This window comes from Massilia sp. X63 (assembly GCF_041023745.1).
GTDB lineage: Bacteria > Pseudomonadota > Gammaproteobacteria > Burkholderiales > Burkholderiaceae_D > Telluria.
In genome coordinates this window covers 850,052-874,398 of the sequence record NZ_JBFTEF010000001.1, presented here as the reverse complement: position 1 = coordinate 874,398, position 24,347 = coordinate 850,052, and the positions used below count along the sequence as shown (strand labels likewise).

Sequence of the window (24,347 nt, the reverse complement as noted above, 5' to 3'; positions counted from 1 at the left end):
GCGGCCATTTGTCCTTTTTTTCTGCACATATCGACAAGAGGCCGCCGCCGCGGGCGGTTTTCAGGTGCGCAGCGCCCGCTGCAGGATCGCCGCGCAGTCGGCGCCGGCCGGCAGCCGGCCGAAGGCGCCGCCCGGTTCGCGCTCGATGCGCGAGGCGACGAAGGCCTCGGCCACGCAAGCCGGCGCATGCTGCAGCAGCAGCGCGCCCTGCAGCGCCAGCACCAGGCGTTCGGCCAGGCGCCGCGCGCCGCCCTCGTCCCGGACCGCGCCTGGCAAGTCGTCCAGCAGCCGGGTGGCGTAGTGGGCATGGCGCGGGTCCAGCGCGGCCGCCGGCGCGAACTCGGCCGCGAGCGCCGCGCGCGCCTCCGGCAGCGACTTGCCGAGCGCGCGCAGCAGGTCCAGGCACATCACGTTGCCGGAACCCTCCCAGATCGAATTCACCGGCAGCTCGCGGTAGATGCGGGCCAGCGGGCCGTCCTCGACATAGCCGTTGCCGCCCATGACCTCCATCGCCTCCGCGCCGAAGGCGGGGCCGCGCTTGCAGATCCAATACTTGCCGGCCGGGGTCAGGATGCGGCCCAGCAGGGCTTGCGCCGGGTCGTCCGCCTGGTCGAAGCAGCGCGCCAGGCGCAGCGCGAAGGCGGTGGCGGCCTCGGATTCGAGCGCCAGGTCGGCGAGCACGTTCTGCATCAGCGGCTGCTCGGCAAGCGCGCGCCCGAAGGCGCGCCGGGCACGCGCGTGGTGCAGCGCGTGGCACAGGGCGGCGCGCATGATGCCGGCGCTGCCCAGCACGCAATCGAGCCGGGTGTAGCCGCCCATCTCGAGGATGGTCGGGATGCCGCGCCCCGGCTCGCCGATCATCCAGCCCACCGCGTTCTGGAACTCGACCTCGGACGACGCATTCGAGCGGTTGCCCAGCTTGTCCTTGAGGCGCTGCACGCGGATCGCATTGCGGCTGCCGTCGGGCAGGAAGCGCGGCACGAAAAAGCAGCTCAGGCAATCCGGCGCACCGGCGCCGCCCTCCCCGTCGCCGGCCTGGGCCAGGATCAGGTGCGCGTCAGACTGCGGCACCGAAAAGAACCACTTGTGGCCGACGATGCGCCAGGCGCCCTCGCCTTCGCGCCCGAAACGCGCCTGCGCCTCGGCGGCCGGGAGCGGCTCGGCGCGGGTACTGTTGGCGCGCACGTCGCTGCCGCCCTGCTTCTCGGTCATGCCCATGCCCACCAGCGCGCCGCGCTTCTGCGCGACAGGCAGCGAGCGCGGGTCGTACTCGTTCGACAGGATCTTCGGCAGCCATTGCGCCGCCAATGCGGGCGCCCGGCGCAGCGCCGGCACCGAGGCATAGGTCATCGTCACCGGGCACTGGACGCCGTTCTCGACCTGCCCGAACAGCAGGTACTGGGCCGCCCGCGCGACCTGGGCGCCCGGTCGCGGCGCCACCCAGGGCGCGGAATGGGCGCCGGCCTCGATCAGCAAGGCCATCAGCCGGTGCCAAGCCGGGTGGAACTCGACTTCGTCGATCCGGTTCCCCATGCGATCGTAGCTCAGCAGGCGCGGCCCGTTGGCATTCGCCAGGCGCGCCAGATCGAGGATCTCGGCGCGGCCGAGTTTCTCTCCGAGCGCATCCAGCTCCGCGACTGCCCAGCCGGCCCCCTCGCGCTCGACCGCCTCGGCCAGGGCCGGATCGCAACGGAACAGGTTCACGTCCGCGAAGGGCGCGGCCTGGTTCAGCACTTCATGGGTCTCGAAGGGGTTCATTTTTCGCTCCACCAACCGTTATACATGCCGTTGCAGACGCTTCACCGACCTGCAAGTGTTGCAACCTAGCATCAACAGACAAGTGGGAAGCCCTGAAGAAGCAAGCGGCAATTTGCTTTGCAGCAATAATCGGCGACAATACACGAGCCCATTCTGCTTGCCTGTCCAGCAAGAACGCTAACGCAAAGGCCGGATCGACGCAAGCTGCTGCTTTAGCACAAACTGCACGCCAGGACAGGCAGAAGGGAGCCGGCACTTGTGATTTTTAATGCCTATTGGAATCTTTCAATGCTACAGTCGCCATCGGTTTGGTAGACTTGCACGGTTTACACGTGGCCTGTCAGCGCGTGCCAGCAACAACAAGGCAGACATTCAAGAATGCACACCAGTTCCACCGCAGCCAAATTCGAGCCCCGCAAGCAGCCGCCCTCGCTGCTCGACAGCCTGCTCGAAGCGGCCGGCGACATCGTGTTCCGGGTCACCCCGGGCGGCCAGGTGTGCGCCGCCAGCCGCCGCGCGCTGACGCTCACCGGCGTGGAGATCGGCGGCCGGCCGCTGGTGTCGCTGGTCCATGATGTCGACCAGGCGGCGCTGGGCAATGCCCTGGCCGGCGCCGGCGCCAGCGGCGACCCGGCGATCGTCGAGGCGCGCTTCCGCTGCGGCGAGCGCGACATCTGGTTCGAGCTGCGCATCGCTCCGATCAGCACCGGCGACGACGCCCCGCTGCTGGTCATCGGGCGCGACATGTCGTCCCAGCACGCGACCGAAGAGCGCCTGCGCCACATGGCCACCCACGATTCCCTCACCGAACTGCCGAACCGGGTGCTGCTGTCCGACCGCATCCGCATGGTGATCGCCAACGCGCGCCGCTCCGGGCAGGGCTTCGCGGTCGCCACCATCGGCCTGGACGGCTTCAAGAAGGTCAACGACGGCCTCGGCCACGGCGTCGGCGACGCCGTGCTGCGCATGGCCGCGGGACGCCTGCGCCGCACGCTGCGCGACAGCGACACCCTGGCGCGCGTCGGCGGCGACGAATTCGTCGCGGTGCTGCCGGGCTCCGCCAACGAGGCGCAGATCAAGCTGGTCACCGGGCGCCTGATGGCCGCCCTGCAGTCGCCCTTCGAGATCGACGGCCACACCATCTACCTGGCCGGCTCGATCGGCGTCGCCGTCTATCCCGAGCATGCCGAAGACGAAGTGCGCCTGGTGACGCTGGCCGACACCGCCATGTCGCGCGCCAAGGAAACCGGCAAGGCGCGCGCCGTCACCTACAGCCCGCGCGACCAGGGCCCGCCCGAGCACGATATCTCGCTCGAGGCGGCCATGTTCAACGCGGTGCGCGAGGGCGAATTCCAGCTGTATTACCAGCCGATCGTCGATGCGCGCAGCCGTACCATCGAGGGCTTCGAGACCCTGATGCGCTGGAAGCACCCGACCCTCGGCATGGTGCCGCCGGTGCGCTTCATCCCGATCGCCGAAACCAATGGCCTGATCAACCTGCTGGGCGCCTGGGCCTTGAAGGCGGCCTGCATGCAGATCCGCCAGTTCGAGGAAGTGGCCGGGCGCGAGCTCTACATCTCGGTGAACATCAGCCCGCGCCAGTTCAGGAGCGACAAGTTCCTGGCCGTGCTGGACGATGCGCTGGCGCTGTCCGGCACCCCGGGCAGCAAGCTGGTGCTGGAGATCACCGAAGGCACGCTGATGGTCGACCCGGTGCACGCCGAAGCGGTGCTGGGCAAGATGGCCGAGCGCGGCGCGCGCATCGCGATCGACGACTTCGGCACCGGCTACTCGAGCCTGGCCTACCTGAAGCGCTTCCCGATCTCGGTGCTGAAGGTGGACCGCGCCTTCGTCAAGGACCTGCCGGGCGCCGAGAAGGACGCGGCGATCTGCAACGCGGTGCTCGACCTGGCCAAGCACCTCGACCTGTCGGTGGTGGCCGAAGGCGTCGAGACGGAGGCCCAACTGGCCTGGCTCGACCAGCTTGGCTGCCACTACGTGCAGGGCTACCTGACCGGCAAGCCCATGCCGGCCCATGTGGCGATCGCGGCCCTCACGGAAAACCTCTACACCGAATTACTGCCGGCAGACTCCCGGACGGTCAAACCATGATGACACTATCCGACAACGAGCGCTCGCCCCAGGCCGAAGCCACCCTTTCCCTGCTGTGGGAACGCATCCGCAGGCAGGGCGACATGCCCGGCTTCACCAAGGCCATCAACGCGATCCTGGCCTCGATGCGCGGCGAGGACGAACGCGAGTTCTCGATGACCCAGACCGTGCTGTCGGACCCGGTCCTGACGCAGAAGGTGCTGCGGCTGGCGAACAGCGGCATGTACTCGGCCTTCGGCCAGCGCATCAACACGGTGTCGAAGGCGGTGCTGGTGCTCGGCACCGAGGCCATCGGCCACCTGGCGCTGGGCCTGAAGCTGATCGAGGAACTGGCCAAGTCCACCCCTGACACCGAGACCGCCCACATCGAGATGGAAAAGGCGGTGCTGGCCGGGATGGTGGCCCAGCAGGTGGCGGCCAGCGCCGTGTCGCGCGATCCCGAAGAGGCGGTGGTCTGCTCGATCCTGCATTCGCTCGGGCGCATGATGCTCACCTTCTACATGCCGGAGCGCTGGAGCCAGCTGCGCGACTCGGCCGGCGCCGGCCGCGAGGAAACCGCCGCCGTGGCGGTCCTCGGCCTGTCGCTGGAAGCCATCGGCCGCGCCACCGCCGAACACTGGGGCCTGCCGCGCAACCTGATCGCCGGCATGCGCCGCGTCGAGCCGGGCGAACGCGGCGACGCCTTCAGCCACGACGACTGGCTGGCCGCGCTGGGCACCATGTCGACCCAGGCCGCCGACGTCCTGTGGCACGACGACGAGGCCGCCGTCACCCGCGTGGCGGCGCTGGCCGAGCGCTTCGCGCCGATGCTCGGCGTGGAGCCGGCCGGCCTGCTCGGCGCGATCGACAAGGCGCGCGAGACCGCCGCCGCCGACCTGACCATCGCCCCGCTGGCCAAGCCGGCCGAAAAGCGCGCCAAGCTGGCGGCCGCGACCCGCAAGCGCATGGCCGGCAACAAGATCCTGATGAGCGGCGTGGCCGACATGCGCGACGCCGGCCTGAACGCGACGCCGGGCCAGATGATGTCGATGGCGCTCGAGACCATGCACAAGGGCTTGTCCTTCACCCGCTCGTTCGCATTCTTGCGCAATCGCCGCGAGGGCAGGTATACCGCGCGCCTGGGCCTGGGCGAAGGCAGCAAGGCGCAGTTGCCCAACTTGAGCTTCGACGACAGCTACGAGCCGAACGTCTTTCACGCCGCGCTGGGCAGCGACCGGGTGATCTTCATCGAGAATGCGCGCGACCCCAAGTTCGCGGCCAAGCTGCCGGGCTGGTGGAAGGGGACGCTGGGCGAGGCGCGCTGCTTCGTGGTGATTCCGCTGTGCGCGCACGGCCAGCCGGCAGGCTTCATCTACGGCGAATGGGACGACAGCTTCCCGTCGGTCGTGCTGAGCCAGACCGAGTTCTCGCTGCTCAACGACCTGCGCGGGCTGGTGGTGCGCACGGTGGAGCGGCGCCACCATGCCGAGGCGGTGGCGACGCGGGTCTAAGCTCCCGCGCGCCCCGCGCATTCGAACGCGATCCCGGCCGGCGCCGGGACTTTTTTTACCCCAGCTTCGGGGTGCCTACCTTCACATCGGCGCACTGCGCCCGGTGCATCAGCGCATGGTCGATCAGCACCAGCGCCAGCATCGCCTCGGCGATCGGGGTGGCGCGGATGCCCACGCAGGGGTCGTGGCGACCGAAGGTCTCGACCATCACCGGATTGCCGTCCTTGTCGATCGAACGGCGCGGCGTGCGGATCGATGAGGTCGGCTTGATCGCGATCGACACCGTGATGTCCTGGCCGGTGGAGATCCCGCCCAGCACCCCGCCGGCGTTGTTCCCGACGAAGCCATCCAGCGTCAGTTCGTCGCCGTGTTCCGATCCTTTTTGCGCCACCGAGGCGAAGCCGGCGCCAATCTCCACGCCCTTGACCGCATTGATGCCCATCATCGCGTAGGCGATGTCGGCGTCGAGCTTGTCGTAGATCGGCTGGCCCCAGCCTACCGGCACCCCGCGCGCCACCACGTCGATGCGCGCGCCGATCGAGTCGCCGGCGCGGCGCAGTTCGTCCATCGCGGCTTCCATGCGCGCCAGCAGGGCGGCGTCGGCGGTAGCGGCGAAGAAGGGATTCGCATGCACGTGCTCGAAGGACTGGAACGGAACCTCGATGTCGCCGAGCTGGCGCATGCAGCCGAAGAATTCGGTGCCGAAGTGCTCGCGCAGCCATTTCTTCGCCACGGCGCCGGCGCCCACCACCGGCGCGGTCAGGCGCGCCGACGAACGGCCGCCGCCGCGCGGGTCGCGCACCCCGTACTTGTGCCAGTAGGTGTAGTCGGCATGGCCGGGACGGAAGGTCTCGGTGATGTTGCCGTAGTCCTTGCTGCGCTGGTCTTCGTTCTGGATCAGGAGCGCGATCGGCGTGCCGGTGGTGACGCCCTGGTAGACGCCGGACAGGATCTGCACGCGGTCGGCCTCCTGGCGCTGGGTGACGTGGCGCGAGGTGCCGGGCTTGCGGCGGTCGAGCTCTGGCTGGATGTCGGCTTCGCTCAAGGCCATGCCGGGCGGGCAGCCGTCGATCACGCAGCCGATGGCCGGACCATGCGACTCGCCAAAAGTGGTTACGGAGAACAGCTTGCCAAAGGAATTACCGGACATGTGGGTCTGATGTGGAGAATGGTGGATTTACCATTCTACCAGCCCCGCCGTCCAGGCGAATGGCAAGACCTTCGTCGCATTTTTCCTGAATAGTTGCCGTATGGATACATATTATCTGCGTCTATGGGTTTTCAAGCTTACAAATTGGCAATTCCATATATACTGGACGGATCGAAAGCCCAGCCCACTGGAGATGCAGCGCATGTCAGCCCAGATGCCACCGACTGGCACACCGACGGAAACGAGCGATGACCGCGACGACCTCTTCTTCATCGACGAGGCCGAGGCGGCCGCTTCCGGCGACGCCACCGCCCAGCGGGCCAGCTGGCGCATCCTGGTGGTGGACGACGACGCCGACGTGCATTCGACCACCACCTTCGCCCTGAAGAACGTCGAGATGCAGGGCCGTCCGCTGGAGTTCCTGCACGCTTACTCGGCGCAGGAAGCGCGCACCCTGCTCGAGCGCGAGCCCGACATCGCGGTGCTGCTTCTCGACGTGGTCATGGAACGCCCCGACGCCGGCCTGCAGCTGGTGCGCCAGATCCGCGAGGAACTGGGCATGATCGAGCTGCGCATCATCCTGCGCACCGGCCAGCCCGGCTATGCGCCCGAACTCGATGCCATCCGCGGCTACGACATCAACGACTACCGCACCAAATCCGAACTCACCCGCACCAAGCTGTACACGGCGGTGGCGGCCGCGGTGCGCTCCTATCAGCAGTTGCGCGCCCTCGACGCCAGCCGCGCCGGGCTCGAGCAGATCGTCACGGCCGGCGCCCAGCTGATGGCCCTGCACGGCGTGCGCGACGTGGCCCAGGGCGTGCTGCTGCAGGCCGCCACCTTGCTCGGGCAGCAGGCGGCCGGCGTGCTGTGCGTGCGCGAAAGCGGCCAGGGCCGTCCCGACGTCCTGCACGTGGTGGCGGCAGCCGGCGCCCACGCCTTCCTCGAAGGGCGCGAACTGAGCCCGCAGCGCGATCCGCTGCTGGCCGCGGTGGCGGGCCGCACGCTGGCGGCGCGCGCCGGCCTGGCCGCCGACGGCTGGCTGTCGCTGCACTTCCCCGGCAAGGCCGGGCGCGATTTCGCCGCCTGCATCCCGTTCGAACGCGGCATCGGCGACATCGAGCGCCGCCTGCTGGACGTGTTCGCCAGCGTGGTGGCGGTCGGCCTCGACAACGTGGAACTGGTCACGCACCTGAACCAGGCCGCGTTCCGCGACCAGCTGACCGGCCTGCCGAACCGCACCCGCGTGGTCGAACTGCTCGATGCGCTGCTGGCCGGGCCGCAGCGCGGCGCGGCCACGCTGGCCCTGGTCGACCTCGACCACTTCGCCGAGACCAACGATGCGCTCGGCCACCATTTCGGCGACCTGCTGCTGGTGGCCGTGGGCAAGCGCCTGAAGTCGCAGCTCGACCCAACGCTCGACGTGGCGCGCATCGGCGGCGACATCTTCTGCGTGCTGGGCGACGCCGGGGCGGTGCAGCCGGCCGCGATCCAGGCCCTGTTCCGGGTACCCTTCCACATCGACGGCCAGGACGTGCAGGTCTCCGCCACCCTGGGCCTGGTACGCCTGGTGGAGCACGACGGCAGCGGCGCCGACGCGCTCAAGGATGCCGACATCGCGCTCAAGCGCGCCAAGTCGCAGCAGCGCGCCGGCCACTTCTATTTTTCGCGCAGCATGGGGGTCGAGATCCGCGAGCGGGTGCGCATGATGCACGCGCTGCGCAGCGGCTTCCAGCGCGGCGAACTGTTCCTGGCCTACCAGCCGCAAGTGGAGCTGGCCAGCAACCGCGCCTTCGGCGCCGAGGCGCTGCTGCGCTGGCGCACCGAGGACGGGCGCCTGATCGGGCCGGACCGCTTCATCCCGATCGCCGAGTACTCGGGCCTGATCGTCGACATCGGCGAATGGGTGCTGCGCCAGGCGCTGGCCGAACTGGTGCGCCTGCGCGCCAGCGGCCACCGCGCGTTCACGATGTCGGTGAACGTCTCGCAGGTGCAGTTCCGCCATCCGCAGTTCGTCGACATGCTGCGTCGCGCGCTCGAGCTCACCGGCGCGCCGCCCGAGTTCGTGGAACTGGAAATCACCGAATCGATGGCGATGGAAGAGCCTTCGCTGCTGGTCGAGAAGCTGGCCCAGGTCAAGCGCACCGGGGTGTCGATCGCGATCGACGACTTCGGCACCGGCTTCTCTTCGCTGTCGCACCTGCAGCGCCTGCAGGTCGACCGCCTCAAGATCGACCGCACCTTCGTCACCGAGATCACCGGCTCGGCGCGCGGCAGCAGCATCGCGGAGATGGTGATCCAGCTGGGCCGCAACCTGGGCCTGTCGGTGATCGCGGAAGGGGTCGAGGACGAGCGCCAGGCGCACATCCTGCGCTCGCTCGGCTGCCCGCTGGCGCAGGGCTTCCTGTTCGCACGGCCGCTGTCGCCGGAAGCGCTGCTGGAGTGGCTGGGGAACCAGGCCTTGATCGAGGCGGCGTAAATAGCGCAGCCGCGATTACGTGGGGTGGCCGGCTATGCCGGCCGCGCGTCCAGCCAGGCCCGGCGCTGTGACGACGCAAGCGAAAGTTGAACGCGCGGCCGGCCGAGCCGACCACCCTAGCAATTCAGTCTTCGGCGGCCTGCTCGGCCGGCCAGTCGCGGATATACGCTTTCAGCATGCGGTTCTCGAAGCTCTGCGCTTCCAGCACCGCCTTGGCCACGTCGTAGAACGAGATCACGCCCAGCAGGGTGCGGGCGTTCATTACCGGCAGGTAGCGCGCGTGCTTTTCCAGCATGATGCGGCGCACTTCGTTGACTTCGGTGTCCGGGGTCACGGTGATCGGGCTGTCGTCCATCACCTTGCGCACGGTGCCGTTGCCGAGCGCCCCGCCCTGCGCGTGCAGCTCCTTGATCACTTCGCGGAAGGTCAGCATGCCGACCAGGTCGCCGTATTCCATGACGACCAGCGAGCCGATGTCCTTTTCCGCCATGGTCGCGGCTGCCTGTACCAGCGGCATGTCCGGCGTGACGGTATAGAGGATTTCGCCTTTCACCTGCAGGATCTCGGAGACTTTCATGGTGGCCACCCCGTCCGGTTGGTTTGTAATTTCAGCAATATTTGTATAACTCATAAGGCTGACTGTAGCCGATGCCCGCCAAAAAATCCAGCATTGCCCCTTCCGGTGCGCCGCAATGTTGCGAAAGCATAAATCGATGTTAGCATCGCGCCCATCGCGCGAATCGCGCTTTTCGTGAAACAGCCTACAAGATGAGCGGTCCACAGTATCCCGGCTTCGACACGCTGGCCCTGCATGCCGGCAGCGCACCCGACCCGGCCACCGGCGCACGCGCCACGCCGATCCATTTCACCTCCTCGTTCGCGTTCCGCGATTCGGACCATGCGGCCGCCCTGTTCAACATGGAGCGCGCCGGCCACGTGTACTCGCGCATCTCGAACCCGACCAATGCGGTGCTGGAAGAGCGCATCGCCGCGCTGGAAGGCGGCGTGGCCGGGATCGCCACCGCCAGCGGCCAGGCCGCGATGCACCTGGGCCTGGCCACCATTGCCGGCGCCGGCAGCCACGTGGTGGCGTCGAGCGCGCTGTACGGCGGCGCCCACAACCTGCTGCACTACACGCTGCGCCGCTTCGGCATCGAGACCACCTTCGTCAACCCGCGCGACCTCGACGCCTGGCGCGCCGCGATCCGCCCGAACACCAAAGTGCTGTTCGGCGAAACCCTCGGCAACCCGGGCCTCGACGTGCTGGACATCCCGCGCATCGCCGCCCTCGCCCACGAGCACGATCTGCCGCTGATGGTCGACGCCACCTTCACCACGCCCTGGCTGCAGCGCCCCTTCGATCTGGGCGCCGACCTGCTGTTCCATTCGGCCACCAAGTTCCTGTGCGGGCATGGCACCGCAATCGGCGGCCTGCTGGTCGACGGCGGCAGCTTCGACTGGGACGCCGCCCATGCGAAGAGCGGGCGCTTCCCGGAACTGTGCGAACCCTACGAGGGCTTCCACGGCATGGTGTTCGCGGAAGAGTCGACCGTGGCCCCGTTCGCGCTGCGCGCGCGCCGCGAAGGACTGCGCGACTTCGGTGCGGCGATGAGCCCGCACAACGCCTTCGCCATCCTGCAGGGCATCGAGACCCTCGGCCTGCGCATGGAGCGCCACGTGGCCAACACCCGGCGCATGGTCGAGTTCCTGCTGTCGCACCCGATGGTCGAATCGGTGTCCTATCCGGAACTCGCATCGCACCCGGACCACCTGCTGGCGCGCACGCTGCTGCCGAAGGGCTGCGGCGCCGTGTTCACCTTCGCGCTCAAGGGCGACCGCGCCGCCGGCCGCCGCTTCGCCGACAGCCTGCAGGTGTTCTCGCACCTGGCGAATGTGGGCGACGCCAAATCCCTGGTCATCCATCCGGCCTCGACGACCCACTTCCGGGTTCCGGCCGAGCAACTGGCGGCTTCCGGCATCACCGAAGGCACGATGCGCCTGTCGGTCGGCCTGGAAGACCCGGACGACCTGATCGACGACCTCAAGCGCGCCCTGAAGATGGCGCAGAAGGGAGCCTGAGATGCAATTCGACATCAACGGCCTCGGCGCCTACGCCTACACCGGCGGCAAAGCCTTCGACCCCAGCCTGCCGGCGATCGTGCTGATCCACGGCGCCCAGAACGACCACTCGGTGTGGGCGCTGCAGAGCCGCTACTTGGCGCACCACGGCCACGCGGTGCTGGCGGTCGACCTGCCGGGCCACGGACGCAGCAGCGGCCCGACCCTGGCCAGCGTGGAAGCCATGGCCGACTGGATCCTGGCGCTGCTGGACGCGGCCGGCGTGCGCCGCGCCGTCCTGTGCGGCCACAGCATGGGCTCGCTGATCGCGCTGGAAGCAAGCCGGCGCGCGCCGGCGCGCGTCGCCGGCCTGGCCCTGCTCGGCACGACCTACCCGATGAAGGTGTCCGACACCCTGCTCGAGACCGCGCGCAGCGACGAAGCCGCAGCCATCGACATGGTCAACATCTGGTCGCATTCCTCGATCGCGCACAAGCCCTCCTGTCCCGGCCCGGGCTTTTCGGTGATGGGCGGCGCGCGGCGCCTGATGCAGCGTATGTCGGCGCGCAATCCGGAGCGCTTGTTCTACACCGATTTCGCCGCGTGCAACGGCTATGCCAATGGCGAAGCGGCCGCCGCTGCGGTGCGCTGCCCGACCCTGTTCGTGCTCGGAAAAAAGGATGCGATGACCCCGCCCCGTTCGACGAAACTGCTGACTGGCCTGGTCAAGCATGGCAAAATCGTCCACGTGGACGCCGGCCACCAGATGATGGCCGAAGCGCCCGACGCGGTGCTGGACGCCCTGGCGGCGTTTGCCGCGTCGATCCCGAGTGCGGACACCGAGGAGGCGCCATGACGACGGCACGTTACGCCAGCTTTGCCGAGTTCTACCCCTACTACCTGACCCAGCATGCCGACCGCCGCTGCCGCCGCGCCCATTTCATCGGCACCTCGTCGGCGATCGCGGCCATCGCCCAGTACATCGACAGCCTGAACGCCTGGTGGCTGCTGTTCGCCCTCGTCAGCGGCTACGGCGGCGCCTGGATCGGCCACTTCTTCTACGAGAAGAACCGGCCGGCCTCGTTTTCCCAGCCCTGGTTCTCGTTCCGCGCCGACTGGGTGATGTACTGGCAGATGCTTACTGGCAAGCTCAGCTGGTAAGCTCAGCTGGTAAGCTCAGCCTGCGGCGCCGAAATGCGCGGCCAGGCTCTGCGCCAGTCCGTCCTCGACCGCCGCCTCGACCCGGCGCGCCAGCGCCGCGGTGTCGAGCGTTAGCGGCGCGTCCGGCAAGGGCTCCTCGCCCGCGCCGGCATCGAACACGAACAGTCGGTACACGTCGGCCAGGCGCAGCTTGCCGGGATCGGCCAGCAGTACCCAGTTCTCGACGTTCTCGCGAGCGCCACGGCCCCAGCGCATCCGGGCCGGCAGCTCGTCCTGCACCCGGCCGACCCAGCTGGCCGCCACCATCTTCTCGAGCAGCATCCTCATCTCGTCGTAGCCGATCCGCGTATGGTCGCGGATCGCCGCACTCGACACCATGGCCGAGCCGCTCAGCTGCGCGCTGCCGTGCAACACCTTCAGCACCGCCATCGCATCCACGAAAGCGCTGCCGGGGGTCGGCTGGTGCTTCCAGCGCTCGTACTTCACCACCGGCAGCGCCGCGGCCAGCACCGCGCCCACCAGGGTGATCAGCCAGGACAGGTACATCCAGACCAGGAACAGCGGCAGCGCGGCCAGCGCCCCGTAGATGATGGCGTAGGTCGGGAACTGGCGGATGAACAGGGCGAAGCCGCGCTTGGCGACCTCGAAGGCGATCGCCGCCGCCAGCCCGCCCCACAGCGCGTCGCGCCAGTGCACGCGGCGGTTCGGCACGGCCAAGTAGAGCAGCGTGTAGGCGCCGGTGGTCAGGGCGATCGACACCAGCGTGTAGAACAGCGCGCCGGCGAAAGGCAGCGACTTGACCAGCCCGCCGGTGGCGCTGAACAGCTGGGTGGTGGCGCTCAGCGACAGGCCGATCAGGATCGGCCCGAGCGTGATCAAGGCCCAGTAGACCAGCACCCGCTGCGACCACGGACGCGGGCGGCGCACGCCCCAGATCTGGTTGAAGGCGCGCTCGATCATGCCCATCATGGCCGTGGTGGTCAAGAGCAGGGCCGCGGCGCCGACCAGCGACAGGCCCTTGGCCTTGCTGGCGAACTGGGTCAGGTTGGCGCTGATGGTGTTGGCGATGGCCTTCGGCATCAGGGTCTGCACGAACCAGGTGTCGAGCGCCAGGCGCAGCTGGTCGAACACCGGGAAGGTGGTCAGGATCGCCAGCACGATGGTCAACAGCGGCACCAGGGCCAGCGTGGTCGTGAAGGTCAGGCTGCCCGCCACCTGGGGCAGCCTTTCCTCGCGCAGGCGGCGCCGCGCGAAGCGCAGCAGGTCGCCGGTTTCGCCCAGCGTCAGGCCGCGCGCGCGGTCGACGCCGAGGCTCAGCGCCTGCAAGGTCGTGCGCGGCAGGGAATGGTCGGTTTTCGAAAGCATCCGGAATTCGATTCGCCCCGTCAAAGGGCATGTCATTTGAGCAAAGCGCCCTATAATACCAACGATGAAGCCGACCCTGACTCCGAACCTGACTATCCTGGTGTTGTACTACTCGCGCCACGGCGCCACCCGCAAGCTGGCCGAACTGGTCGCCCAGGGCATCGAGAGCGTGCCCGGGCTCGAGGCGCGCCTGCGCACCGTGCCCGCGGTCTCCACCGTGGCCGAGGCCACCGCGCCCGACATTCCGCTAGAGGGAGCGCCGTACGTCGAGCTGGACGACCTGCGCGAATGCGCCGGCCTGGCGCTCGGCTCTCCTACCCGCTTCGGCAACATGGCATCCAGCGTCAAGTACTTCCTCGACGGCACCGCCGCCGACTGGGTCAACGGCACCCTGTCGGGCAAGCCGGCGGTCGTGTTCACCTCCACCGGCAGCCTGCACGGCGGCCAGGAGTCGACCCTGCTGTCGATGATGATCCCATTATTACACCACGGCATGCTGGTGATGGGCCTGCCCTACTCGCATCCCGAACTCATGAATACCGCCAGCGGCGGCAGCCCCTACGGCGCCTCGCACTGGGCCGGCGCCGACGGCAAGCGCGGCCTCACCGAGGACGAGCGCGTGCTCGCCATCGCACTGGGCAAACGTCTGGCCCTGGCGGCGGTCAAACTGCATGGAATGCAATGATGGATACCGCAAAAGTCTTTCATGTCGGCGCGATAGCGAGCCTGATCTGGCTGATCGGCTGGCTGGTCGCCTGGGAAGTGTTCGTGGCGCCCCTGCACCCGGGCGGATCGCTGCTCGCGCTCAAGGCGCTGCCCCTGCTGCTGCCGCTGCGCGGCGTGATCAAGCGCGACCTGTACACGCTGCAATGGTCGTCGATGGTCATCCTCGTGTATTTCGCCGAGGGCGTGGTGCGGGCCTGGGCCGACACCGCCGAAGCCTCGCGCGCCATGGCGATCGGCGAGATCGCGCTGGTGGTGGTCTACTACGTCTGCGCGCTGCTGTTCCTGCACCCGTACAAGAAAGAAGCCAAGCGCCTCGCCAAGGAACTGCTCGACAAGGTCAAAGTACCGCATGACTGAGCCGCTGCCGGCCAGCGGCTTGCTGGCCCACCTCGGCGCCATCGTCGGTCCGGCGCACCTGGTCACCGACGCCGCCGAAATGGCGCCCTACCTCACCGACTGGCGCGGCCGCTTCACCGGGCGCGCCTGCGCCGTCGTGCTGCCCGCCGATTCCGGCGAGGTGGCGCGCGTGGTCGCGGCCTGCGCCGCGGCGCGCGCGCCGATCGTGCCGCAGGGCGGGCGTACTGGCCTGGTGCTCGGCAGCGTGCCCGACGCCGGCGGCAGCGCCGTCGTGCTGTCGCTGCGGCGCCTGAACCGCATCCGCCAGCTCGACGCCGCCAACGGGACCATGACGGTCGAAGCCGGCTGCATCCTGGAAGACATCCAGCAGGCCGCCCTGGAAGCCGGCATGCTGTTCCCGCTGTCGCTGGCGAGCGAGGGCAGCTGCACCATCGGCGGCAACCTGTCCAGCAATGCCGGCGGCACCGCGGTGCTGCGCTACGGGAACGCGCGCGAGCTCTGCCTGGGCCTGGAAGTCGTCACCGCCCAGGGCCAGGTATGGGATGGCCTGCGCGGGCTGCGCAAGGACAATACCGGCTACGCGCTGCGCGAGCTGTTCATCGGCGCGGAAGGCACGCTCGGGGTGATCACCGCCGCCGTGCTCAAGCTCTACCCGCAACCGAAGGCCGTGCTGACCGCGCTGGTGGCGCTCGAGACGCCGCGCAGCGCGCTCGCGCTGCTGGGGCTGATGCAGGAGCGCTGCGGCCCCGCGCTGACCGGCTTCGAGCTGATGTCCGACTTCTGCCTGGACCTGGTCGAGCGCCACTTTCCCGGCCTGCCGCGGCCCTTCGCCACGCGCTACCCGCAGTACGCGCTGGTGGAACTGTCCAGCAACGAATCCGAAGACCATGCGGCCGACCTGGTCGAATCGGCCGTCGGCGCGGCCCTCGACGCCGGCATCGCCCTGGACGCCGCGCTGGCCACTTCCAGCGCCCAGTCGATCGGCCTGTGGAAGCTGCGCGAACACATTCCGCTGGCCCAGGCGGCGGCCGGCAAGAACATCAAGCACGACATCTCGCTGCCCGTCTCGCGCATCCCGGACTTCATCGACGCCACCGATGCCGCCCTGCAGGCGGCCTTCCCCGGCTGCCAGGTCGTGTGCTTCGGACACCTGGGCGATGGGAATTTGCACTACAACATAGCTCCACCAGAAGGGATCGGCCACGACAGTTTTTTGGCGCACCAGGAAGCCGTGAACCGTATCGTCCACGACAGCGTCGCCGCCCTGCGCGGGTCGATCTCGGCCGAACACGGCATCGGCGCCCTCAAGCGCGACGAACTGCCGCGCTACAAGCCGGCAGTCGAACTGGACATGATGCGTGCCATCAAAGCCGCCCTGGACCCGCTCGGCATTATGAACCCTGGAAAAATTCTATGAACCAGGGAGACGACATGCTGAAGCACCTACCCGGGGCCGTGCTCTGCCTGGCCGGCCTGGCCGGCCTGGCCAATCATCCGGCAGCGGCGGGAACCATCTACAAATGCAGCGAAGGCGGCAAGCCCAGCTACCACGACCGGCCCTGCGGCCCGGGCGCGACCGCGCTGCCGGCACCCACGCAAGCGGCGGCGCCCGAGGCGCTGGAACGCCTGGCGCGCGAACGCGCCCTGCTGCAGGAAATCGAGGACGCGCGCGCCGACCAGGCCAGGCGCGAAGCCGGCCAGGCGCGCGCGAACGAACGTGCGCAGCGCGCGGCCGCCGCCCAGCGGCGCCGCTGCGAGCGCCTGCGCCTGCAGCACAAGTGGCTCGACGAAGACAGCGCGCACGCCGGTCGCGAGGTTGGCGCGGGTGACGATCGGGCCGCGCGGGCGCGCACCCGGGCGCGGCGCCAGGCCGAGGTACTGGCGGTGGAATGCCCGGGCTGAGCTTCGGCGCGCGACTGCCCTCCGGCACGCTGGTCCGCTGGCTGCTGTTCGGCGAGTGGCGCGCCCAGCCGGTGCGCGCCCTGCTGGCGATCGCCGCCATCGCGGTCGGCGTGGCGATGGGCTTCGCCATCCACCTGATCAACGCCGCCGCCTTCAACGAATTCTCCGCCGCCGTCAAGAGCCTGTCGGGCCAGGCCGACGTCCAGGTCGCCGGGCGCGAGCCGCTGTTCGACGAAAGCGTCTACCCGCGCCTGGCCGCGATGCCGCAGGTGGCGGTGGCGGCGCCGGTGCTGGAACTCTCGGCCGGCGTGGCCGGCATGCCCGCCAGCTCCCAGGGCGCGCTGCGCATCGTCGGCATCGACGCCTTCCGCGCCGGTTTCATCTCGCCCGACCTGACCGGCGCGCCACAGGAAGGCCGCATGCTGGACGTGCTGGCCGACGATGCGATCTTCCTGTCGCCCGCCGCCCAGAGCTGGCTCGGCAAGCGCCCCGGCGAGCGCATCGCGCTGCGCGCCGGCACCGGCGAGGTGCTGCTGCGGGTTGCCGGCCCGGTGCGGCGCGCCCGCGCCGGCCAGCGCATCGCCGTGATGGACATCGGCGCCATGCAATGGCGCTTCGCGCAGCTGGGCCGCCTCTCGCGCGTCGACCTGAAACTGCGCGACGGCGTCGACCGCACCGCCTTCCAGCGTGCGCTGGCGGCGCAACTCGAGCGCGACTTCCCGGGCCGCTTCACGGTGCGCCAGCCGAACGACAGCGACCAGGACGAACGCAACGCCAACCTGAGCCGCGCCTACCGGGTCAACCTGACCGTGCTGGCGCTGGTGGCCCTGTTCACCGGCGCCTTCCTGGTATTTTCCACGCAGGCGCTGTCGGTGATGCGGCGGCGCAGCCAGTTCGCGCTGCTGCGCGTGCTCGGCCTGGAGCGCGGCCAGCTGCTGCGCCAGGTGCTGCTCGAGGGCGCCAGCCTGGGCGTGCTGGGCGCGCTGCTCGGCATCCTGGGCGGCTACCTGCTGGCGGCGCTGGCGCTGCGCTTCTTCGGCGGCGACCTCGGGGCCGGCTACTTCCCCGGCATCCGCCCGCAGGTCCAGTTCACCCCGCTGGCCGCCAGCGTGTTCTTCCTGCTCGGCCTGGGCGTGGCCCTGCTCGGCTGCCTGGCGCCGGCCTGGGATGCGGCGCGCGCGCGTCCGGCGGTGGCGATCAAGTCCGGCGCCGACGAGGCCGCGCTGGCGCGCCTGGCCCGGGTCTGGCCTTCGCTGCTCTGCCTGCTGCTCGCCGCCGTGCTGGCCTTCGCGCCGCCGGTATTCGAGCTGCCCCTGTTCGGCTATTTCTCGATCGCCCTGCTGCTGATCGGCGGCATCGGCCTGATGCCGCGCCTGGCGGCCGCAAGCTTCCGGCGCATGGAGCGCCTGGTGCTGCGCAGCACCAAAGCTCCTCCGGTCCTGTCGCTGGCCCTGGCGCGCCTGGCGAATGCGCCCGGCCAGGCCGCGATCGCGCTGGGCGGGGTGCTGGCCAGCTTCAGCCTGATGGTGGCGATGGGCATCATGGTGTCCAGCTTCCGGGTCTCGGTGGACGACTGGATGGGCCACATCCTGCCGGCCGACCTGTACCTCCGCGCAGCCAGCGGCGGCAATACCGGTTTCCTCAGCCCGCAGCAGCAGGCCGCCCTGAAACAGCTGCCGGGCGTGGCCCAGGTCCAATTCCTGCGCACCCGCCAGGTCTCGCTGTCGCCGGAGCGGCCCAACGTGGTCGTGATCGCGCGCGACATCGACGCGCGCGATCCGGGCCGGCTGCTGTTCCTGGTCGGCCCGCAGGCGCCGGTTCCCGCGGGCGCCCGTCCGGCCTGGGTGTCCGAAGCCCTGCTCGACCTGTACGGCGTGCGCGTCGGCGCCGGCATCCGGCTGCCGCTCGGCGGCGGCCAGGCGCAGTTCTTCGTCGCCGGCGTATGGCGCGACTACGCCAACCAGGCCGGCTCGGTCGTGATCCGGCTCGCCGACTACCGCGCGCTCACCGGCGAGGCCGAAGTCACCGACGCTGCCCTGTACGCGGCGCGCGGCAGCAGCGCCGAACGGCTCGAGGAAGAAGTGCGCGCCCTGCCCTTCGGCGCGGCCCTGCAGACCATGTCGGCCGGCGAGATCAGGGCCGCAAGCCTCAGGATCTTCGACCGCAGCTTCGCCGTCACCTATCTGCTCGAAGCGATCGCCATCGCGATCGGGCTGTCCGGGGTGGCCGCCAGCTTCTCGGCCCAGACCCTGGCGCGCTCGAAGGAATTCGGCATGCTGCGCCACGTCGGGGTCACACGACGCCAGGTGCTGGGCATCCTGGCCTTCGAAGGCGGCTTCCTGACCCTGCTGGGCGTGGCCTGCGGCTTCGCCCTGGGGCTGGTCATCAGCCTGATCCTGGTTTATGTTGTGAATCCCCAGTCATTCCACTGGACGATGCAGTTGCACCTGCCGTGGGGCTTGCTGGGGAGCGTCGCCGGCGTGCTGGTCGGCGCATCGGTCGCCACGGCACTGGTGTCGGGACGTTATGCGCTGTCGGGTGGTCCGGTACGCGCGGTCAGGGAGGATTGGTAGATGCGCATTGCGCTGTTGTGTTTCTTGCTGTTCTGCTGCCGGCTGGCGCATGCCGACCCGCCGCAATTCGCGCCGGTCGTTCCCGGCACGCCCCTGTCCTTCCCGCGCGACTTCGGCGCCCATCCCGAGTTCCGCACCGAATGGTGGTACGTCACCGGCTGGGTCGAGACCCCGGACCGCAAGCCGCTCGGCTTCCAGGTCACGTTCTTCCGCAGCCGCACCGAGCACGACCCGCGCAACCCGAGCGCCTTTGCGCCGCGCCAGCTGGTGATCGGCCACGCCGCCCTGTCCGACCCGGAAGTCGGGCGCCTGGTGCACGACCAGCGCAGCGCGCGCGAGGGCTTCGGTCTGGCCTGGGCGCGCACCGGCAATACCGACCTGAAGCTGGACGACTGGCGCATGGTGCGCGAGAGCGGGGGCAAGGACGACGGCAGCTACCGCGTCACGATCCGCTCGAACGAACTGACGCTGGAACTGCGCCTGCTACCGACCCAGCCGGTGCTGGTACAGGGCGAGGGCGGCTACTCGCGCAAGGGCGCCAGTCCCCAGCACGCCAGCCACTACTACAGCGAACCGCAGCTCAAGGTGAGCGGCAAGGTCGGGCGCACCGGCAGCCTGCCGGTGGCGGTGACGGGCAGCGCCTGGCTCGACCACGAATGGTCGAGCGAAGCCCTGCAGCCGGAAGCCACGGGCTGGGATTGGATCGGCGTGAATCTCGACGACGGCGGTGCGCTGATGGCTTTCCAGATCCGCAGCAAGCAAGGTGGTAAACTATGGGCGCACGCGACGCTGCGCGACAGCGCCGGCCGGGTGACCCGCTGCGCGCCCGACCAGGTGAATTTTGCCCCCGACGCGCACTGGAAGTCGCCGCGCACCGGCGCCGAGTACCCCGTGGCCACCACCGTCACGACGGGTGCGCAGCGCTGGCAGCTCACGCCACTGCAGCAAGACCAGGAGCTCGATTCGCGCCGCTCGACCGGCGCGGTGTACTGGGAAGGCGCCGTGACCGTCGGCCGCGACGGCAAGCGCCTTGGCCGCGGCTACCTGGAAATGACCGGCTATGTCCGCCCGATGAAGCTTTGAAACATCAGTAACACCAACAAGAACCGCAACCGAGACGATGACCTCCCGCTCCACCGGCAACACCGGCACCACCGACACCCTCGGCACCCTCGACGCCAAGGCTTCCCGCAAAGGCAGCCTGGCCGCATTCAAGGGCCTGCTCCCCTTCCTGCTGCCCTACCGCCGCCAGTTCGCCTTCGCCGGCATCGCGCTGCTGTTCGCGGCCGGCGCCACGCTGGCCATTCCCGCCGCCTTCAAGCAGATGATCGACCACGGCTTCGGGGCCGGCGCCGGCAGCCAGGGCATCGAGAACGTGAACGCCACCTTCCTGGCCCTGTTCGGCGTCGCCGCCGTGCTCGCCGTGGCCACCGCCGCGCGCTTCTACATGGTGTCCTGGCTGGGCGAGCGCGTCACCGCCGACATCCGCGCCGCGGTCTACCGCCACGTGGTGCACCAGAGTCCCGAGTTCTTCGAGACCACCCGCACCGGCGAAGTGCTGTCGCGCCTGACCACCGACACCACCCTGATCCAGACCGTGGTCGGCACCAGCATCTCGCTGGCCCTGCGCAACACCCTGCTGTTCGTGGGCGGCCTGGCGATGCTGTTCGTGACCAGTCCCAAGCTCACCGCGATCATCCTGGGCCTGCTGGTGCTGGTGGTGCTGCCGATCGTGCTGTTCGGCCGCCGCGTGCGCCAGCTCTCGCGCGATTCGCAGGACCGCATCGCCGACGCCTCGGCGCTGGCGGGCGAGATCCTGAACGCCATGCCCACCGTGCAGTCCTTCACCCACGAACAGATCGAGGCCGGCCGCTTCCAGCGCTCGGTCGACGGCGCCTTCCAGACCGCGATCCGGCGCATCCGCGCGCGCGCCACGCTCACCATGCTGGCCATCGTGCTGGTGTTCGGCGCCATCGTGTTCGTGCTCTGGCTCGGCGCCCATGCGGTGCTCGAAGGAAGCATGACCGGCGGCGACCTCGGCCAGTTCATCCTGTACGCCTCGATCGTGGCCGGTTCGATCGGCGCACTGTCCGAAGTGATGGGCGAGGCGCAGCGCGCCGCCGGCGCCACCGAGCGCCTGCTGGAACTGCTGTCGGCCCGTTCCGACATCCAGGACCCGGCGCATCCACAGCCGCTGCCGCCGCGCACGGCCAACGGCGCCCGCGTCGCGCTCGACGACGTCACCTTCAACTATCCTTCGCGCCCCGAGACCGCGGCGCTGTCGCACCTGCGCCTCGACATCGCGGCCGGCGAGACGGTGGCCCTGGTCGGCCCCTCGGGCGCCGGCAAGACCACCCTGTTCCAGCTGCTGCTGCGCTTCTACGACCCGCAGGCCGGCAGCATCCGCCTGGAAGGCATCGACATCCGCGACCTGTCGCTGCACACTTTGCGCGACGCGATCGGCATCGTCCCGCAGGACACCATCATCTTCTCGAGCAGCGCGCTGGAGAACATCCGCTACGGCCGCCCGGACGCCAGCGACGAGGAAGTGATCGCGGTCGCAAAAATGGCCGCCGCCCACGAATTCATCGAGCGCCTGCCGGAGGGCTACGGGTCGTTCCTGGGCGAACGCGGCGTGCGCCTGTCGGGCGGCCAGCGCCAGCGCATCGCGATCGCGCGCGCCCTGCTGAAGAACCCGCCCCTGCTGCTGCTGGACGAAGCCACCAGCGCCCTGGATGCCGAGTCGGAACGCCTGGTGCAGCGCGCGCTGGAGGCGGCCATGGTCGGCCGCACCACCATCATCATCGCCCACCGCCTGGCAACGGTGCAGCGTGCCGACCGCATCGTGGTTCTCGACGACGGCCGGGTGGTGGAATCGGGCACCCACGCCTCGCTCGTCGCCCAGGGCGGCGTGTACGCCAAGCTGGCGGCGCTGCAGTTCCAGGCGCCGGTGCCGCTCGAACAGCTGTCCTGATCCGCTGGCCGCGCGGCGCCGGCTGCGCGGCACGTCCGACCTGCCCGCATCGGCATGATTGTTGTGGCGCCGCCGCGCCGCGGGCTGAAAACAGCGGGTCTATATTGCGCTACAGAAATTTACAAAGGTATGATGTATCACGAGTCAGCTCATGGATTACTTCATCATGCTTCCGCGAAAATATCACCCTGCCAACTGGAACGTCGGCACCCGCATCAGCGCCATCGCCTTCGTCCTGATGGGCGCGATCGTCGCCGCGCTGGTAGCGATGCTGACCCTGTCCACCTCGAGCATGCTCGAAAGCCGCGCCACCCAGAGCGTCACCAACGAGCTCGAGAGCGTGGCGAATACGGTCGAGTTGTTCAACAAGACCGTCAGCAGTTCGGCCCGGAGCTTCGGCCGCATCTTCCGCAACAGCCTGGCGGGCAGCTTCGCGCTCGACCCTGCCGCGACCGTCGACATCGGCGGCGCGCCGACGCCCACGCTCAAGCTGGACGGCAAGGTGCTGAACCTCGACTTCGGCGCGCCCGACAGCTTCACCGCCGCGACCGGCGGCAATGCCACCATTTTTGCGGTCGACGGCGATGACTTCGTGCGCGTCAGCACCTCGGTCAGGAAGGAAAACGGCGAGCGCGCCATCGGCACCAAACTGGACCGGGCCAGCCCGGCCTATGCGGTGCTGCGCGACGGCGGCACCTACATCGGCCTGGTGACCCTGTTCGGCAAGCAGTACATCACCCAGTACGAACCTGCGCGCGACGCCTCGGGCAAGATCGTCGCGGTGCTCTACGTCGGCGTCGACATCAGCGCAGACATCCAGTCGCTGAAGGACCGCATCCGCGCGATCAAGGTCGGCGAGACCGGCTATTTCTACGTGCTCAATGCCGCCCCGGGCAAGCATTACGGCGACCTGCTGGTGCATCCCACCAGGGAAGGCAGCAACATCGTCGACAGCAAGGCCGCCGACGGCCGCCTGTTCGTCAGGGAGATCCTGGAGAAGAAGGAAGGCAGCATCCGCTACGACTGGCAGAACCCGGGCGAAGCAGGCTCGCGCGAGAAATTCGTCGCCTACACCTACATCAAGGACTGGAACTGGGTGATCGCCGGCGGCACCTACCGCGACGAGATCATCGCCGCCGCCACCGATTTGCGCCGGCGCTTCATCGGTCTCGGCCTGCTGGCCCTGGCCGTGCTGGCGGCGCTGCTGTACGCCGTGGTGCGCGCCAGCGTGTCGCGTCCGCTGGCCGAGGTGCGCGACGTCGCCATGCGCATCGCCGACGGCGACCTGACCGCACGCATGCACAGCACGCGGCGCGACGAGATCGGCCTGCTGACCGAGGCCATCAACACGGTCGGCGCCGGCCTGTCGACCGTGGTCGGCAAGGTGCGCGAAGGCGCCGAGCAGATCGCCAGCGCCTCGCAGGAAATCTCGTCCGGCAACATGGACCTGTGCCGGCGCACCGAGCAACAGGCAGCCGGCCTGGCCGGCACCGCATCGATGATGGGCCAGCTCACCGCCACCGTGCGCCAGAACGCCGACAACGCACGCCAGGCCAACCAGCTCGCCCTGGGCGCCTCGAGCGTGGCCCAGAAGGGCGGCGCCACCGTGGCCCAGGTGGTCGAGCGCATGGAGGCGATCACCCAGTCCTCGCGCAAGATCTCCGACATCACCGGCGTCATCGACGGCATCGCCTTCCAGACCAACATCCTGGCGCTGAACGCAGCGGTGGAGGCGGCGCGCGCGGGCGAACAGGGCCGCGGCTTTGCCGTGGTGGCGAACGAGGTGCGCAACCTGGCCCAGCGCTGCGCGGCGGCGGCCAAGGAGATCAAGCAGCTGATCGACGCGTCCAACGGCGAAGTCGACGCCGGCAGCAAACTGGTGGCCGAAGCCGGCGCCACCATGCACGAGGTGCTGGCCAGCGTGGCGCGGGTCACCGACATCATGACCGAGATCACCGCCGCCAGCCAGGAGCAGAGCAGCGGCATCGAGCACGTCAACCGCTCGGTGGGCGAGATGGACGAGTCGACCCAGCAGAACGCCGCCCTGGTCGAACAGGCCAGCGCCGCCGCCCAGGCGATGCAGGAACAGGCCGGCCAACTGGCGCGCGCCGTGCGCCTGTTCCGCCTGGCCGGGGACGCGGGCGCCGGCGCCTTGCCCGACGCCTCCCGGCAGCGCCTGGCATTGAACGCGCACTGAAGCGCCCGCCCCGCTTCGGTGTAGAGTAGCGGACTTGCCACAGGA

General features: G+C 69.2%; 18 protein-coding genes. 14 read left to right on the top strand and 4 right to left on the bottom strand.

The window, feature by feature from the left end:
• Positions 1 to 60: 60 nt before the first annotated feature.
• Positions 61 to 1,758: an isovaleryl-CoA dehydrogenase gene (locus AB3347_RS04085; protein WP_369090478.1), complete on the bottom strand. Its 1,698-nt coding sequence runs from the start codon at positions 1,756 to 1,758 to the stop codon at positions 61 to 63.
• 378 nt (positions 1,759 to 2,136) lie between these two features.
• Between AB3347_RS04085 and AB3347_RS04080 the strand changes: the two genes are divergently transcribed.
• Together AB3347_RS04080 and AB3347_RS04075 are read left to right on the top strand one after the other, a co-directional pair.
• Entirely contained in the window at positions 2,137 to 3,870 is a 1,734-nt protein-coding gene (locus AB3347_RS04080; RefSeq protein WP_369090477.1) for a putative bifunctional diguanylate cyclase/phosphodiesterase, read from the top strand.
• On the top strand, positions 3,867 to 5,360 hold the full coding sequence (locus tag AB3347_RS04075) for an HDOD domain-containing protein (RefSeq protein ID WP_369090476.1): 1,494 nt from the start codon (positions 3,867 to 3,869) through the stop codon (positions 5,358 to 5,360). Before AB3347_RS04080 ends, AB3347_RS04075 begins: the two co-directional genes overlap by 4 nt.
• Before the next feature lie 55 nt (positions 5,361 to 5,415).
• Here the strand turns inward: AB3347_RS04075 and aroC are convergent, their stop codons facing one another.
• Positions 5,416 to 6,510 (bottom strand): chorismate synthase, encoded by a 1,095-nt coding sequence (aroC, locus tag AB3347_RS04070; protein ID WP_369090475.1) that lies wholly within the window; start codon positions 6,508 to 6,510, stop codon positions 5,416 to 5,418.
• Positions 6,511 to 6,712: 202 nt separating this feature from the next.
• On the opposite strand from aroC, the gene AB3347_RS04065 reads away from it, so the two are divergent.
• Positions 6,713 to 8,989 (top strand): EAL domain-containing protein, encoded by a 2,277-nt coding sequence (locus AB3347_RS04065; RefSeq protein ID WP_369090474.1) that lies wholly within the window; start codon positions 6,713 to 6,715, stop codon positions 8,987 to 8,989.
• Between the two features lie 124 nt (positions 8,990 to 9,113).
• Here AB3347_RS04065 and AB3347_RS04060 read toward each other — a convergent pair whose 3' ends face one another.
• On the bottom strand, positions 9,114 to 9,566 hold the full coding sequence (locus AB3347_RS04060) for a CBS domain-containing protein (RefSeq protein ID WP_369090473.1): 453 nt from the start codon (positions 9,564 to 9,566) through the stop codon (positions 9,114 to 9,116).
• A 191-nt stretch (positions 9,567 to 9,757) separates the two neighbouring features.
• Here AB3347_RS04060 and AB3347_RS04055 point away from each other — a divergent pair, with 191 nt between their 5' ends.
• From AB3347_RS04055 to AB3347_RS04045, 3 genes are read left to right on the top strand one after another with little or no spacing between them, the layout of a single operon-like run.
• Entirely contained in the window at positions 9,758 to 11,068 is a 1,311-nt protein-coding gene (locus AB3347_RS04055) for an O-acetylhomoserine aminocarboxypropyltransferase (RefSeq protein ID WP_369090472.1), read from the top strand.
• A 1-nt stretch (position 11,069) separates the two neighbouring features.
• Positions 11,070 to 11,903, top strand: a complete 834-nt coding sequence (locus tag AB3347_RS04050) for an alpha/beta fold hydrolase (RefSeq protein WP_369090471.1) — start codon at positions 11,070 to 11,072, stop codon at positions 11,901 to 11,903.
• The gene (locus AB3347_RS04045) at positions 11,900 to 12,208 is read left to right on the top strand and encodes an Mpo1-like protein (protein ID WP_369090470.1); all 309 of its coding nucleotides are present in this window, start codon (positions 11,900 to 11,902) and stop codon (positions 12,206 to 12,208) included. Before AB3347_RS04050 ends, AB3347_RS04045 begins: the two co-directional genes overlap by 4 nt.
• A 15-nt stretch (positions 12,209 to 12,223) precedes the next feature.
• On the opposite strand, the gene AB3347_RS04040 is transcribed toward AB3347_RS04045, so the two are convergent.
• The gene (locus tag AB3347_RS04040; RefSeq protein ID WP_369090469.1) at positions 12,224 to 13,573 is read right to left on the bottom strand and encodes a YihY family inner membrane protein; all 1,350 of its coding nucleotides are present in this window, start codon (positions 13,571 to 13,573) and stop codon (positions 12,224 to 12,226) included.
• Positions 13,574 to 13,637: 64 nt separating this feature from the next.
• Between AB3347_RS04040 and wrbA the strand changes: the two genes are divergently transcribed.
• From wrbA to AB3347_RS04000, 8 genes are all read left to right on the top strand, one after another.
• Entirely contained in the window at positions 13,638 to 14,258 is a 621-nt protein-coding gene (gene wrbA, locus AB3347_RS04035; RefSeq protein WP_369090468.1) for an NAD(P)H:quinone oxidoreductase, read from the top strand.
• Positions 14,255 to 14,656 (top strand): DUF2069 domain-containing protein, encoded by a 402-nt coding sequence (locus AB3347_RS04030; protein ID WP_369090467.1) that lies wholly within the window; start codon positions 14,255 to 14,257, stop codon positions 14,654 to 14,656. The genes wrbA and AB3347_RS04030 overlap by 4 nt, the downstream gene beginning before the upstream one ends.
• Positions 14,649 to 16,073: an FAD-binding oxidoreductase gene (locus AB3347_RS04025; protein ID WP_369090466.1), complete on the top strand. Its 1,425-nt coding sequence runs from the start codon at positions 14,649 to 14,651 to the stop codon at positions 16,071 to 16,073. The genes AB3347_RS04030 and AB3347_RS04025 overlap by 8 nt, the downstream gene beginning before the upstream one ends.
• Before the next feature lie 14 nt (positions 16,074 to 16,087).
• A complete protein-coding gene (locus AB3347_RS04020) occupies positions 16,088 to 16,558 on the top strand; it encodes a DUF4124 domain-containing protein (RefSeq protein ID WP_369090465.1) in 471 nt (156 codons plus the stop codon).
• Complete coding sequence (locus AB3347_RS04015; protein WP_369090464.1) at positions 16,546 to 19,131, top strand: FtsX-like permease family protein; 2,586 nt, start codon at positions 16,546 to 16,548, stop codon at positions 19,129 to 19,131. Before AB3347_RS04020 ends, AB3347_RS04015 begins: the two co-directional genes overlap by 13 nt.
• Positions 19,132 to 20,214, top strand: a complete 1,083-nt coding sequence (locus tag AB3347_RS04010; RefSeq protein WP_369090463.1) for a lipocalin-like domain-containing protein — start codon at positions 19,132 to 19,134, stop codon at positions 20,212 to 20,214.
• 37 nt (positions 20,215 to 20,251) lie between these two features.
• On the top strand, positions 20,252 to 22,105 hold the full coding sequence (locus AB3347_RS04005) for an ABC transporter transmembrane domain-containing protein (protein WP_369090462.1): 1,854 nt from the start codon (positions 20,252 to 20,254) through the stop codon (positions 22,103 to 22,105).
• 166 nt (positions 22,106 to 22,271) lie between these two features.
• Positions 22,272 to 24,302 (top strand): Cache 3/Cache 2 fusion domain-containing protein, encoded by a 2,031-nt coding sequence (locus AB3347_RS04000; protein WP_369090461.1) that lies wholly within the window; start codon positions 22,272 to 22,274, stop codon positions 24,300 to 24,302.
• Positions 24,303 to 24,347: the final 45 nt, after the last annotated feature.

What these genes read in the sequence shown, in the direction of transcription:
- AB3347_RS04085 (WP_369090478.1), bottom strand. Translation starts at nt 1,758, where the DNA reads ATGAACCCCTTCGAGACCCATGAAGTGCTGAACCAGGCCGCGCCCTTC.
- AB3347_RS04080 (WP_369090477.1), top strand. Translation starts at nt 2,137, where the DNA reads ATGCACACCAGTTCCACCGCAGCCAAATTCGAGCCCCGCAAGCAGCCG.
- AB3347_RS04075 (WP_369090476.1), top strand. Translation starts at nt 3,867, where the DNA reads ATGATGACACTATCCGACAACGAGCGCTCGCCCCAGGCCGAAGCCACC.
- aroC (WP_369090475.1), bottom strand. Translation starts at nt 6,510, where the DNA reads ATGTCCGGTAATTCCTTTGGCAAGCTGTTCTCCGTAACCACTTTTGGC.
- AB3347_RS04065 (WP_369090474.1), top strand. Translation starts at nt 6,713, where the DNA reads ATGTCAGCCCAGATGCCACCGACTGGCACACCGACGGAAACGAGCGAT.
- AB3347_RS04060 (WP_369090473.1), bottom strand. Translation starts at nt 9,566, where the DNA reads ATGAAAGTCTCCGAGATCCTGCAGGTGAAAGGCGAAATCCTCTATACC.
- AB3347_RS04055 (WP_369090472.1), top strand. Translation starts at nt 9,758, where the DNA reads ATGAGCGGTCCACAGTATCCCGGCTTCGACACGCTGGCCCTGCATGCC.
- AB3347_RS04050 (WP_369090471.1), top strand. Translation starts at nt 11,070, where the DNA reads ATGCAATTCGACATCAACGGCCTCGGCGCCTACGCCTACACCGGCGGC.
- AB3347_RS04045 (WP_369090470.1), top strand. Translation starts at nt 11,900, where the DNA reads ATGACGACGGCACGTTACGCCAGCTTTGCCGAGTTCTACCCCTACTAC.
- AB3347_RS04040 (WP_369090469.1), bottom strand. Translation starts at nt 13,573, where the DNA reads ATGCTTTCGAAAACCGACCATTCCCTGCCGCGCACGACCTTGCAGGCG.
- wrbA (WP_369090468.1), top strand. Translation starts at nt 13,638, where the DNA reads ATGAAGCCGACCCTGACTCCGAACCTGACTATCCTGGTGTTGTACTAC.
- AB3347_RS04030 (WP_369090467.1), top strand. Translation starts at nt 14,255, where the DNA reads ATGATGGATACCGCAAAAGTCTTTCATGTCGGCGCGATAGCGAGCCTG.
- AB3347_RS04025 (WP_369090466.1), top strand. Translation starts at nt 14,649, where the DNA reads ATGACTGAGCCGCTGCCGGCCAGCGGCTTGCTGGCCCACCTCGGCGCC.
- AB3347_RS04020 (WP_369090465.1), top strand. Translation starts at nt 16,088, where the DNA reads ATGCTGAAGCACCTACCCGGGGCCGTGCTCTGCCTGGCCGGCCTGGCC.
- AB3347_RS04015 (WP_369090464.1), top strand. Translation starts at nt 16,546, where the DNA reads ATGCCCGGGCTGAGCTTCGGCGCGCGACTGCCCTCCGGCACGCTGGTC.
- AB3347_RS04010 (WP_369090463.1), top strand. Translation starts at nt 19,132, where the DNA reads ATGCGCATTGCGCTGTTGTGTTTCTTGCTGTTCTGCTGCCGGCTGGCG.
- AB3347_RS04005 (WP_369090462.1), top strand. Translation starts at nt 20,252, where the DNA reads ATGACCTCCCGCTCCACCGGCAACACCGGCACCACCGACACCCTCGGC.
- AB3347_RS04000 (WP_369090461.1), top strand. Translation starts at nt 22,272, where the DNA reads ATGCTTCCGCGAAAATATCACCCTGCCAACTGGAACGTCGGCACCCGC.